Consider the following 12,644-nt stretch of genomic DNA (forward strand, 5'->3'; position numbering starts at 1 on the left):
TTGAACTAATTACAGCTATCAAATAAGTTGCACTATAATACTTTAGTCGTTTCTTTATTGTGTTCACACTCCTCACCTGCAATCAATCAAGAACCTTTGGGTCCCCCAAGATAACCCAATAATTAATTTCATCATATCCAATGATTTCAGCGTTTACTAACAATCCTTTATGCATATTGCGTTTTTGTGAGTTTTCTGCACATTCTTCAAAGTCAGCGACCCCCAAAGCATCATTATCGGGAATACTAACAATAACTCCCTGAGGATAAAAAACTTCAATATAGCCGACTATCTTTCTTCCGAGCGTAAGTAGTTCTTTTTGTTCACGCCATCTTGTCAGTTGATCTTTATTAACAATACTCCACACTTTTTCAAATGTTTCCTTAGAAATTCTTTTTAATTCCGGATTATTTAAGGGTAATTCTTTTTCTGACAGGAAGAATTCAAATTTCTTCAGATTGGAACTCTTACTGTCTTTTCCTTCCTCCAATAAAATCTGTCTATATGTGGTACCTTCATCGTCCACCTCAAAATACCAGTCTTTTCTCCCCGATTTTTCATTCAAATAAATCATAAAAAATCTCACCCCTTTTCATGCAGCATTCAAATGATCAATCTCCCCATAAAGCGGAGCTTTAAACAATTATCCGCTTCTCTCTAGCTAGGAGTGGTACAAAATATTTAATTAGTCAGATTAGTACTTAATACTGAAATTATTTTTCGTAATTCCTTATAAAATTCCTGTTCTTCTTTTTCTGTATACCAATTAAAATCTTTTGGAAGGTCAATTTCCTTATTTTCAATCTTCATTAATAGTTTCTTTATATCATTACATACATTAGAGTTGTTTTCCCAAAATGTATTTTTTACTGAATTCATTGCATTAATAAGTTCACCTTCGTAATGTTTACCGGCAAGTGGGTTCAAAGACAATCTTAATATCGCCTCAGGAATCACATATTTCAAGTGGAAATTCTGCCTCACTAATCTTGCAATTGAGCCATCAGACAAATCTTTAAGCTTAATATCCATTATGCCTGCAAACCATCCTGATAATGGTACGCTTTTCTCAACTACTATTTTTTCGTGAAATCCTTCAAGTCTGCAAATTTCATCAATGGTAAGTTTTCTGTACTCCAAGAGAATCACCTCCAAATATCTGATAATTCCGGATGCCCAATGAATAAAAGTTATTCCCCCTAACACAATCCATTCGTTTCGGCCTCGTTACCAAGTGCTTCACTTGACCACCTGGTGGGATGAATTGTTTTCCGTCAGTGCCGCTTTCAACCATTATAAATGCACACTACTCCGGTCTTTTGCTATCGAAATTCATATAAACCAAAATAATTTATCAACGCATTATAGCAATTGTTCACATCTTATTTGTTCTATTTGTAAATTTTTAAAAACTGGAAAAATACTATCCAGATACCAACTAAAATCAGTAATGTCGATAGCATCTTTTACTTTGATTTTCTTTCTTGCTATGGATAAACTAAACATCATTTGGTTTGTGTTAAATATTAGCAACTCACATCCGACTTCAGAATCTACCCGAAATAGCTCGATTCCAATGATTTCTCTCTGTTCTCGCTTTTTTTTCAAAATATCAAAGAGGACATCTCTATGGAGAGTAGTAGATGTCCATTCGAAATCATCATCATCACCCAAAGGTAGTATGGTAACCTCGCCATTTCTGTTGATGTAATTCCAACCTTCGTTTTCAAAGTTCTGAAATAAATCAGTTATTGATAAATTTGTACGACTACGCTCGCTTAAATAAATATTTATCGAGGCTGATATTGACATAAGTTCTCCTCCTTCTTATTTACCACTCAGTAAATTTAATTCCCTTCGTTATTAACCTATCTTTTATAGCTTCTGGAATTGGAGTGTTAGAGTGCAGCTCATATGAAGCACCATTCTGAGTTGCAATTTTCAATTGACTTCCCATGTCTGATTTAACGTGTCTACTATTCGGTCAAACTTCACTATCGCTCCACTGGTATCGACCATCTGGACCACATCACCATGACCATTATACAGGTAGTAGTAATTCTTCGACGCAAATTCCTTAAAATGATTATTTCTTTGATAACAGGTCTCTAATATAAATTGCAAAGGTTTCAGTCTTGTAATAAAGGTCTACTAAATCACATTCAGTTTTTTGAATTGGATTATCCCAATCAAAATCTTTAATAATATAAATAATAAATTTGTTAATTCCATCATACCATCCAATATCTAAGATGAAATTGTCAGGGTATTGTACTTTAAACATATCTTCCTTTAATCCATCATCTTCAAAATCAAATGGTTTGTTAATATCGATATGAAAATCTTCGTATATTACTTTACCGGGATAGAAGCTTAACTTTTCGAACATCTTCAAACCATTCTCCTTATTTTGTATACTTTTTATACTCTTGTGGGGGTTAAGCATTTCCATATTTGTCCCATATTTGTATTTCGCAGGTCCACTTTCATCGGAAACACCATTTATGCAACTGGGAAGTTTATCCAACCAGTCATGATCTGTAGGATCTTTCCGAATTAATATCAGCAGATTATCAATCACACCTTCAACCGTGAGGCTTTCTTGTCATTAGATTCACTTCCGGCAAACACCCTATTGAGATTGCCTAATCCCCTCACCAGCGCAAAAAAGCAGCCCCCCCCTTTTAAGGAGATAGCTGCCCAGCCGGCAAAAATCGAAACCACTTCAGGTCGAACTGGCTGCCTGGAAGGAACAGGAGGGTGACGGTCCGTGGGCCGCTGACCGGTTCCAGAATAAATTCGCGCTCCGTGTAGTTGCCGCTGCCGGCGAATTCCACTAGCTGCTTGGAATCGCCACCTGGACCGCTGAACAGCAGGTGAAGCGTGCTGTTCTCCAGAGGGGAACGTCCGCAAATGACAATCCGCGAGCTTCCCTTTACACCAAAGTCCATCCCCTCATAAATGAGGGACACATTGTTGCCGATGGCTTCAATGGCGGACTCTGTTACGGTGAAGGTATCACCGTAAATCCGGCTGTTCTCAAGCGCGCTCAGGTGCTCATAAGCTTTACGCTTCTGGACAAACTGGAAGCCTTTCAGGTGGATCTTCTGCCGCAGGACGAAAGAGAGTGAGGTGATTCCTGTCAGACGTTTCGGCAGCTTGTAGGTTTCCTCCTGGTATACATTCCAGCGGGAAGGCTTTTGGTAGATTACCGTGGACAGCCGATTCGCACCCGGCTCTCCGGGAAGGCCTTCCCATATTTCAATCGGGTACTCGCCACCGTCCAGGGAGAAGATAGGCAAGATGATTTCATCCGCTCCATAGTCGCCGAAATCAATCCGTTCGAAACAGATCCGGCTCTCCCCTTCCCGCGCGGTGGCAACCCCCCGTTCATTCCCGTTGGTCAGGTTCGTACTGGCGATGCTGTGATAGCCGGAGGAGACAAATTCATAAGGGTCCAGGCAGGCCTGCCCCAGTCCTTCAAGCTTGAATTCCACCAAGCTGTACAGCCGGATACCGTCAGCACCATTCGTTGTCCCGCAACGGATGTACACTTCGCCATCCCCCAGACCGGTAATGACGGCTTCATGCCCCTTCACCTCAATCGAAGCGATATTCGCATCGATTCCTGCAGCATTCGTAATCCGCCACTCCACCTCCTGGAAGGTGGCATTCTCCGGATGGAGCTTCACGCGCACCGGGAGCGCGGAATGCTCCGGCGTTAGAGTATTGCCCTCAGGGCAGATAATTTCCAGCTTGCGCACAGGAATTTCCGCAGCCTTCTTGCTCTCCACCTCCGCAGATTCCCCCTTGCCTTCCAAAGGGCAGTCCGCATACAGGAACAGTTCACCGTCACCTGAAGTGCCTCGTGCCGGAGCACCTGAATGCAGTATAAGTTCTGCGGGAGCTATCTCCGGTGAAGTCGCCCGCAGAGTGATTGTGCCGGGCTCCAGTGTACCGGCAATTACAGCGAGCAGCTTGCCGCTGAACATCCTGCGGTTCGTACCTTTGTAGGGATCGTAATCGGTGCTGTCACCATTATCTAGTCCGATCAGCCGTCCTGGTCCTTCTAGGCTCAAGTGAACCCGGTTGTTGGCATTCTCCACCTGGAGTCCTTGCGAATCCTGCGCCGTGATGGTTACGAAGATCAGATCCTGGCCGTCTGCCGTCAGTTCATGCTTATCCGGTGTAAGCACCAAAGAAGCAGCATTGCCGAAGGATAAAATTTGCTCCGAAGCCACTACATTTCCCTGTTCATCATAGGCAACAGCACGGAGCACCCCCTCTGAATAAGGCAGCCGCCATTCTCCCAGCAACTTGTGGCCATGAACATGGTCAATATCATAGGTGCCCCTGGATACGTCATTGAAGAATAATTCAATCCGCGGGGCATTGGAGCACACCCGCACATCAATGAGCTGTCCCTCCGAGAAATCCCAGTAAGGGAAGATATGAATCATCGGATCCGTTCTGTAATCGGTCCATTCTGCCTTATAGATGTAATAAGAGTCCTTTGGAAAGCCCGCCGTGTCCAATTGGCCGAAGTAAGAATTCTTAGTGAAGTAGGGTGTAGGCTCGCCTATATAGTCAAAGCCGGTCCACAGAAATTGTCCAAGAGAGTACGCAGCGTCCCGGTCTGACGTAATACAGGACTCTGTGCTTTTGGCCCCCCAGCTGGTGGAGCTGTTGCCCAAGGAGGAGCACTGTAGATCGTCATCTGCCAATACCGGCTGGGCCAGCGGAAAATGATAGATCCCCCTGCTTTGGACCGTAGAGCAGGTCTCACTTCCATAGATGAACCAGTCTGGATGCTCCTCATGCTGTCGGTCATAATATTTCTCACCGTAGTTGTAACCCGCCACCTTGACGATATCGGCGCACTTTTGCGCGTTGTCCCACGGCATGTAATTCGAACCAATTGTAACGAAGGCATTACCCCGGGGATCATGGGCCAGCACTTCATTCTGCAGCATCCGTGTCAGCTCCTGGCCGCGGTCATCGGCGTGGGTATCGTAGATTTCATTGCCGATGCTCCACATGATCGGCTCGGATGGTTGCGGTCCCGGCGTACCCAGCTGGCGATATCCTTCTTCCACCACTCCGGGAAGAACCGGGCATAGTCATAAGGAGTCTTACATCGCTCCCACATGTCAAAAGCATCCGAGACGATGAGCATACCCATCTCGTCAGCCAGTTCCATCAGTTCCACGGCAGGCATGTTATGTGCTGTCCGGATGGCATTCACACCCATCTCCTGCAGCAGCACGAACTGCCGCCGCAGAGCCGTCTTATTCACGGCTGCCCCCAGGCAGCCAAGATCATGATGCTGGCACACGCCGTATATTTTAACGTATCGTCCGTTCAAGAAAAATCCCTTTTGACTATCTAGTTCCACCGTACGGAATCCAAAAGCCTGTTCTTCCACTTCCATGATCCCGTCCTGATCCAACAGCTCCGTACGGAGGGTATAGAGGTGGGGACTTCCAATATCCCAGAGCAAGGGCTGTTCGATAGTCAGGCGGCTGAGGGCATGTACCTTCTGATCTCTCTCCTGGGCAGGAACGGCAGATTCCTCCTGCCTGATCACTGTTCCACATGCATCCATAACCGTATGACGGAGTTTCAGTCCAGTCGTACCCCGTCCTTCCTCTACCTGCAGTTCACAGTCCACATCCACGGTCCAGGACCCGCTATCCGTCCGCCGGGCTGCAATATATATACCATCCGGTGCAATATGCGTCTTTGGGGTTATTTTAAGCCACACTGAGCGGTAAATTCCGGCACCCGAGTACCAGCGTGAATTCGGAGATTCATGAATCACACGCATAACAATCGTATTGTCTCCACCGGACAGGTAAGGAGTAATATCGAATTCGAAGGTAGAATATCCATACTTCCATTTACCAGCCACATGTCCGTTGACGTACAGGGTAGAATTCATGTATACGCCTTCAAATCGCAGGGACCACAGCTGATGAGCAGGCACTTCGGCCAAGCTGAGGGTGGTTCGGTACCAGCCCTCACCGTCTTCATAAAGCGCATGCGTGTTGTAAATCAGCCAATCGTGAGGCAGCGTTACCGGCATCCAGTCCGCGTCCGCAAGCACGTTAGCAAGCTCTGAACCGAGCGGCTGCTTGGTGAAATGCCAGCCTCCGTTCAGTTTTCTTTTGATGCTCATGGATAAAGTTCCTCCTGTGCATGGTTTAAGAGAATGACATCGGCCAGCCTTTCAATGCTCTGCCATAACACTCTTTTTAAACAATTACATTACACGGAATGCCGGCTGATCTTTCACGAAATGTACCGGCACATCCGGAAACTCTGCTGACAGCTGCTCTGCCAGATATTTCATGCCGGGCGCCTCGCTCTCCGCGTGACCCAGCATAATCAGTGCCTTGTCCCGTCCCTGACGGGCAGCGTCTCTTATATACTCCGGCGTCTCCCATTCCGGTCCTTCCCCGGCGATGATCAAATCCAGAGATTCTTGATCAAATAATGGGATTGCCGAGGAGCCGCCCCCTCGATAGCCGACCAGAATACCCACTTTCACGCATGAAGCAGTCAGATTGCCTGCAACACGCACATAGGGGATTTGCAGCTGCTTTTTCAAATATTCCGCAATTTCTTCAGCCTTCATAACCGGGATGGTCAAAATAGATACAGACGGCCGGTGCTCGGTAACATATGTCTGCCAACCCAGCTCCCGGATAAGCCCTTCCACGATCCCGTCCGGTGTATATCGGTGCAGGTAATCATGAAACCGGTAAATTCCGAGGTTTGAACAGGCGATAAGCTCGGCTTTTTGTTGATAGACAGGGTCCTGTTCCAGTTCGTCTGCGTGAGGCTGGTGGCTGTAAAATACGCCTTCGTGCGTGATGATCAGGTTCGCTCCCAGCGCAATTGCCTGTTCAATGACAGACTGGGAGGCGGAAAAGGCCGTAACGATTCCCTGCACGCCAGTCTCCGGGTCTCCCGGCTCCAGCTTGTCTACGGTCTGTTCAAGCCTGGTGATTCCTTTGGTTAAGTGATCGATGATGTGTCCGAAGGTAAGTGTCATATTCCCTCCTGTATAAGTTGGACCTGAAAATAATGGGTGGAAGCAAGCGGGTCTATGAAGATACTGATACTGATTCTATTCGATGTCGAATCTCTTTCAAGGTTAAGTTACGCCTTCATCAATGGAGGCTTATCGTCTACTGTGACCCGAGTATCAGTATTCATGTCCCTGCTCCCCTCTCAGTAAATAGTGCGTTTGCCGGTATCCTCAATACCGCTCTTGCGGTAGAAATACGTACTGATCTGGTCACGCCATTCCTTGGCATGACTGGCCTGCCCCCTCAGACGTTCCTCCACTTGCATGTACAAATCCTCCCGGACAGTTCCTTTCAGGCTGCTCCAGGAAGCCAGCAGCTCTGCCGCACGTTCCGCCCCTTCGAAGTGGGTATCGTAGATATGCTGAATCACGGTTTTGCCGGAATGCAGCACATGGGTATACGGAACATGGTGGAAGAACAGCAGCAATTCGTCCGGGCATGTCTCCAGAGAATCATAACGTTCGCTATTCAGGCCTATATATTGGGCGCTGTAGCCCGTTCCGGTCTTCACGGTACGGTCTACACCGATCCCTTGGTGGTCCGCATAATGATAGGTGCCCCACTGCGAATATTCATAGCCGTCCACATTCGGCCCGTAATGATGTTCGGGATTAATCATCCAGCCTACGCCAAGCGGTGCCGTATAGGATTCATAGATTTCCAGCGAATCCAGCAATATCCGGCTGACCACACTTGAAACGTCCGGATCTGTACCGAAGGTCAGGGAGATCCATTCACTGGCGATTTCCTCTGCCGTCAGCTCCGGATTCCAGGCCAGACGGCCGTATCCGTACAGATTCGCCTGAGCCAGCAGGTGGCCGGTCCAGTTCCGGTCATTGCCTACATTGGACACCGCTGCTATTCCGCTATGACGGTTGCCCCACAACGATCCGTCCACGATATGCTTCACCGGAGACGCCGCTCCTTGGGCATAGGTGTTGAATTCCAGGACCTCTTTCCACTGCGGAACCAGATAACAGACATGGCGCTGCTGTCCTGTATATTCCTGGGCAATCTGAAATTCGATGACCTGGTTTGTCCGCTCAAGTGCCCCAAACAATGGGGATACCGGCTCTCTGACCTGGAAATCCATCGGACCGTTCTTGATCTGCAGAATGACGTTATCCTTAAATTTGCCGTCAAGTGGTTTGAAATGGTCATAGGCCGCTCTGGCCCGGTCCGTCTTGCGGTCACGCCAGTCCTGCTTGCAGTTGTATACGAAGCAGCGCCAGATGACAATTCCGCCAAACGGTTCCAGCGCTTCAGCCAGCATGTTGGCGCCATCGGCATGGTCCCGGCCATAGGTGAACGGCCCCGGACGGTTTTCGGAATCGGCCTTCACCACAAATCCGCCAAAATCGGGAATCGCCGCATACACCCCGGCTGCTGTGTCTTGCCACCACTTGCGTACTCCAAGGTCCAGCGGATCAGCGGTGCACACTTCCCCTTCATGCATCGGACCAGCAAAGTTCACGCTCAGGAACAGCTTGATACCATATACCCTGAACTGATCGGCAATGCTTGCAACCTCGGGCAGATACTTGGAGATGAACAGCGTTTCAAGCGCATGGACATTCACATTGTTGATGGCAATAGCATTGATCCCTGCAGAGGACATCAGCCGCGCATAATCACGGATTCTCTCCACATCGTTTGTAAAATGGTTGTTATCATAAAAAAAGGATCTGCCCGCATATCCCCGCTCCACGCTTCCGTCAAAATTATCCCAATGATTGATCATCCGCAGCCCATTCACCGGGATAATAACTTCGTCCAGCCCTTCGATTTCCTCCAGGTTGCCGATCAGCCGCAGCAGATGAAATACTCCGTAGAGTACACCTGCCGGTGATACGGCTCCAATAGCAATACAGCCTTGTTCTTGGCTGGTGCGGATCGCAAAACCCTCCGGACCTACAATCCGGACCGTTTCTTCCCCGAACACGCTGCCGATCAGCGGATTCCCGCCCTGGAAGGTTCCGAATACTACAGATAAACCCGTTGGAGCCTGTTCTCTCACTTTCACTGCCTGTATGCCAAGCATGGATTCAATGCCTCTTTGCCATTCCCGGAGGGCAGCCTGAACCGTATCGTCCTCATCGGTTGCCTGTACTGCCCCGCACCATTTCACATATTGATCCTGGAGGCGCCCGGACGGCAAAGAAGGATAGCTTAACCATGCAGCATAACCACCGTCAGCGATTCTATTATGAATAGCCTTGGAATGACTCATGCAAAGGGTTTCTCTTTGATCTTGGTCAGCGACCGGTTGCCTGTGCCTTCAAGCAGCCACAGAATGGCCGTAACACCCCGCGGATAATATTTGCTGCCGCCGATAAGGCCGGAGAGAATCTGATCACTCCAGCACCAGTAAGACAGCTCCGGATGGAGCAGCCAGCGGACATGTGCCGCATCTGCTGCAAGGCCGCGTGCGTCCCAAGGCACATCCAGAATCTCGCGGGCAATGAACTGGGAGAGATAGATTTTGCTGAGCCAGGAATTATTGCTGGTCGAAGACAGCTTCCAGCCGCCATCCTCGAAAAGGCAGACTCCGGGAACCAGCACGTTGCTCAAGTGAGTGTTCAGCGCATTCAGATAGCCGGCAAATCGGCCATTCCGGTCAAGCGCTTCTTCACAGCCTGTGAACAGAGGGAACACCAGTCCTTCGATTGCCGGAATAATACAGGACTCGTTGTCCTCATTGATGATGGCTGGAATGTACCCCTCACTGTTCAGCTTGGAAGCTATGGAAGCAGCGCATTTGTCCGCCTGCTGTCCGGCTGAAGCCGACAGTTCAGCCCATCCCTCTTGCTTGAAAAACTTCTCCAGTGCCACGTAAGCCGCCCAGCACTTGCCTGCCATATAAATATTATTGCGCGATTGACCCAGTGAGGTATCCAGACTGTCGTAAGTAGTAATTTCAGCCCCGCCCTGTGTGCGGTTGCTGTCCAGACCCATCAAGCCATTTCGCAAATGACTCTCGGGATGGTCACGGTTCAGCATGCTCTCGAAGCAGGCACGAAGCGTCGGCAGCATACCGCCGATGAATTCGCGGTCCTGGGTCTGTTCGATATAGACCAGCGCCGAGCACAGCCAGTTAACCAGCTCTTCATGGCTCATATACGAGAAGCAGTCATCCAGCCCTGCCATCTCATAAGCAGAATACTGCGGCCGCGAGAATACGTTGGCTACGCCGACATCGTGGGTAAAGGTGATGCCTCCCGGATATTCCTCGGTTCCGCCAGGAAATACAACCTTATCCTTATAGCTGTAGCGCTCCACGAACAATTCCAGTTCATTTCTGACCGTCCAGGGATTCATAACCAGTTCAAAAAACAGCTGATCCGCCGTCAGATCCAGTGTGTTCATCATCCGGTATTCGCCTTCGTTCACGATCCAAATGGGCTTCCCGTCTGCTTCCAGCAGCTGGGTGCTGCCATAATAGCTGTGAATCGCATGCGCGAGCATGAAGGACTGGTCTTCGGTAAGCCGGGCAGAACCGATCCAGTCATTGCCGGATTCACAGGAATCGATCAACTCGTCAAAATGCTCCAGGGCGTACCCTGCAACAGCTTCAATATTTCTAAAATAACGGGTATACGCATAGCTGGCATCTATTCCTGTTGTAACCAGCCCGCCCCGGTAAAAGCAGATAGCAAAGCGGTACGTCCGCTTCTCACCCGCAGGAACCTCCATCATAACCGCACCGGTTCCACCGAGCCCAAAAGCAAGGTTATGCTCCAGCTTGGCTTCAAGTATTTTCTCCATGGTGAACCCGAGGGCAGTCTGCACCCCTGCATCCTTACAGGCAATGGCTGTCAGCCGGCCTTGGCCGATGCCTTCGAATTCCCCGCCGCTGGTGTCACTGAGCCTGCGCATGGAGTTGTAGGGATCGCTGCCTTCGTAACCGAAGAATCCTTTTCTCGCAAAGGTTCCTTGGGTATTATCCAGTGTCAGTTCAGCGAAAACGGCCGGAAGAATGGCTGCTTTCAGTTCCTCCGCATCAGCGGAAGCCGGATCCGGAACGGAGCGGACAGGCGAGTAGATGGTAAAAGTCAGATCCCCCGCCTTCCAGGTGTCTGTTGCTGAACGCAAGGATCGGGTTATCGCCTGGTCTTCAAACGCTTTCAAAACAATCGGGGACGGCTGATACCAGCCGCTAGGTTTATCCTTATCATTTCCTCCCGGCGGAGCAGGGAACACCTCCTGCAATTCCTTGGCGGTTTCGTCGGCCTTTTCGATATCATATCTGGCGCCTGCATCCTCCACATGCTCGAAAAAGGGCAGGACTTCATAGGTTTCGCCATCTCCGGACTGGAATCCAACATACACATTCTGGTCCGCCGGCTTGCCCAGCTCCAGTCCAAGTCCCCCATTCTTCCCCTTGAACCCCAAAGTGAAACTCGCAAAGGCCCCAATCGGAGAGTGCTGAACATTATAGAATACATTAGTTTTCGTCATAAAGACTCCTTTCTGGATCTTCAGTTTCATATCTGCTTGCTTCCATTGTATAGGTTCATCCTAACATGGCCCTCCGGGGTGAGAACATTGTCAAATCAAGCAAATATTTACCCAAATCAAGCTGGAGGCCTGCTATACTAATAGATACACTTTTGTTCAAATATATAGTTTTGAAAGGGGAGACTCCATGGTTTCAGCCTTTATTCCGCCTGTACTCGGGCACAGCATCAGCGAAACGATCATACCCGATGTGAAGACAACACTGAATTTATTCGGAATGCACCTACGGAAGGTGCGCGGCGAGTGGGCTTATCCCGTTCATGCGCATCCGCAATACGAATTTAATTATGTACTCGAAGGAGAGCAGTTGCTTGTCGTCAACAATCATAGCTATACGCAGAAGGCCGGAGATCTGGTCTTATTAAGACCGGGCGACTCCCACTCCAGCAAAAGCGGCAATGGCAAACCCTTTACTTATTTTTGCATTCATTTTGATATCGACGACAAGATTCTGATCTCACTGTTAAGCCGGCTTGACCATGTTCTCTTCGAATCCGGAAGCACCATCGCCCATAAATTGGGTCCCGTCTTCACCAGGCTGGTAGAGATCTCAGGTACCATCTCCGGAGACATCACGATGTCCCAGCGGATGAGGCTGCAGTCTGCGGTGTTTGAGCTGTTCGGTCAGCTGTGGGAGGCCTTCTCCATCGAGGCCAATTTACCCGCTTCGGGCACTTATGAAAAGGTGGAGCTTGCCCACCAGATCCGCAGCCGCCTGCAGGGACTGGTCTATCAGCAATTTCAACTGGAGCTGCCTTACGACAGCCATTACGGTATAGATGATATTGCTGCAGAGCTGGGGATCAGCGCCTCCCACTGCTACCGGGTATTCCGGCAGGTGTTCGGGGTGTCGCCCAGAGAATTTCTGTCCGAACAAATGCTTCACGAGGCCAAGGTGCTCCTTGATGATTCAAGCTTGTCCGTGAGCCAAATCTCAGGCCTGCTGGGTTACCGCGACATTGCCCACTTCAGCCGCCAGTTCAAACGCTGGTACGGCAAATCGCCGCGGGAGTACAGGGAAGAGTAAATAAT

At 49.1% G+C, this 12,644-nt stretch carries 10 protein-coding genes; 1 reads left to right on the plus strand and 9 read right to left on the minus strand.

The features are described from left to right. Nucleotides 1–82: 82 nt before the first annotated feature. The 9 genes from A3844_RS03290 to A3844_RS03325 all read right to left on the minus strand — a co-directional run bounded on the left by A3844_RS03290 (nucleotide 83) and on the right by A3844_RS03325 (nucleotide 11,552). Complete coding sequence (locus A3844_RS03290; protein WP_074103208.1) at nucleotides 83–574, minus strand: hypothetical protein; 492 nt, start codon at nucleotides 572–574, stop codon at nucleotides 83–85. A 107-nt stretch (nucleotides 575–681) separates the two neighbouring features. Continuing rightward, complete coding sequence (locus A3844_RS03295; protein WP_074103209.1) at nucleotides 682–1,140, minus strand: contact-dependent growth inhibition system immunity protein; 459 nt, start codon at nucleotides 1,138–1,140, stop codon at nucleotides 682–684. 222 nt (nucleotides 1,141–1,362) lie between these two features. Continuing rightward, nucleotides 1,363–1,812, minus strand: coding sequence for a hypothetical protein (locus A3844_RS03300; RefSeq protein ID WP_074106613.1), 450 nt, complete (start codon nucleotides 1,810–1,812; stop codon nucleotides 1,363–1,365). A 274-nt stretch (nucleotides 1,813–2,086) separates the two neighbouring features. Beyond that, nucleotides 2,087–2,581 carry a hypothetical protein gene (locus A3844_RS31720; RefSeq protein ID WP_083606666.1) on the minus strand — a complete coding sequence of 165 codons (495 nt, stop codon included), beginning with the start codon at nucleotides 2,579–2,581 and terminating at the stop codon, nucleotides 2,087–2,089. A gap of 103 nt (nucleotides 2,582–2,684) precedes the next feature. Next, entirely contained in the window at nucleotides 2,685–5,096 is a 2,412-nt protein-coding gene (locus A3844_RS03310; RefSeq protein ID WP_244169672.1) for a DUF4982 domain-containing protein, read from the minus strand. Further along, the gene (locus A3844_RS33315; RefSeq protein ID WP_244169673.1) at nucleotides 4,979–6,178 is read right to left on the minus strand and encodes a glycoside hydrolase family 2 protein; all 1,200 of its coding nucleotides are present in this window, start codon (nucleotides 6,176–6,178) and stop codon (nucleotides 4,979–4,981) included. The genes A3844_RS03310 and A3844_RS33315 overlap by 118 nt, the downstream gene beginning before the upstream one ends. Before the next feature lie 84 nt (nucleotides 6,179–6,262). Beyond that, a complete protein-coding gene (locus tag A3844_RS03315; protein WP_074106614.1) occupies nucleotides 6,263–7,057 on the minus strand; it encodes a Nif3-like dinuclear metal center hexameric protein in 795 nt (264 codons plus the stop codon). A 179-nt stretch (nucleotides 7,058–7,236) separates the two neighbouring features. After that, nucleotides 7,237–9,324 (minus strand): alpha-glucuronidase family glycosyl hydrolase, encoded by a 2,088-nt coding sequence (locus tag A3844_RS03320; protein WP_074106615.1) that lies wholly within the window; start codon nucleotides 9,322–9,324, stop codon nucleotides 7,237–7,239. Next, nucleotides 9,321–11,552 (minus strand): glycoside hydrolase family 52 protein, encoded by a 2,232-nt coding sequence (locus A3844_RS03325; protein WP_074085735.1) that lies wholly within the window; start codon nucleotides 11,550–11,552, stop codon nucleotides 9,321–9,323. The genes A3844_RS03320 and A3844_RS03325 overlap by 4 nt, the downstream gene beginning before the upstream one ends. 187 nt (nucleotides 11,553–11,739) lie before the next feature. Here A3844_RS03325 and A3844_RS03330 point away from each other — a divergent pair, with 187 nt between their 5' ends. Then, on the plus strand, nucleotides 11,740–12,639 hold the full coding sequence (locus A3844_RS03330; protein WP_074085488.1) for an AraC family transcriptional regulator: 900 nt from the start codon (nucleotides 11,740–11,742) through the stop codon (nucleotides 12,637–12,639). The last annotated feature ends 5 nt before the right edge of the window (nucleotides 12,640–12,644 follow it).

Origin of the sequence: Paenibacillus helianthi (genome assembly GCF_001909055.1) — a bacterium.
Lineage (GTDB): Bacteria > Bacillota > Bacilli > Paenibacillales > Paenibacillaceae > Paenibacillus_AQ > Paenibacillus_AQ helianthi.

Coding starts and splice junctions, on each gene's coding strand:
- A3844_RS33315 (WP_244169673.1), bottom strand. CDS start 6,178: ATGAGCATCAAAAGAAAACTGAACGGAGGCTGGCATTTCACCAAGCAG.
- A3844_RS03325 (WP_074085735.1), bottom strand. CDS start 11,552: ATGACGAAAACTAATGTATTCTATAATGTTCAGCACTCTCCGATTGGG.
- A3844_RS03330 (WP_074085488.1), top strand. CDS start 11,740: ATGGTTTCAGCCTTTATTCCGCCTGTACTCGGGCACAGCATCAGCGAA.
- A3844_RS03320 (WP_074106615.1), bottom strand. CDS start 9,324: ATGAGTCATTCCAAGGCTATTCATAATAGAATCGCTGACGGTGGTTAT.
- A3844_RS03315 (WP_074106614.1), bottom strand. CDS start 7,057: ATGACACTTACCTTCGGACACATCATCGATCACTTAACCAAAGGAATC.
- A3844_RS03290 (WP_074103208.1), bottom strand. CDS start 574: ATGATTTATTTGAATGAAAAATCGGGGAGAAAAGACTGGTATTTTGAG.
- A3844_RS03300 (WP_074106613.1), bottom strand. CDS start 1,812: ATGTCAATATCAGCCTCGATAAATATTTATTTAAGCGAGCGTAGTCGT.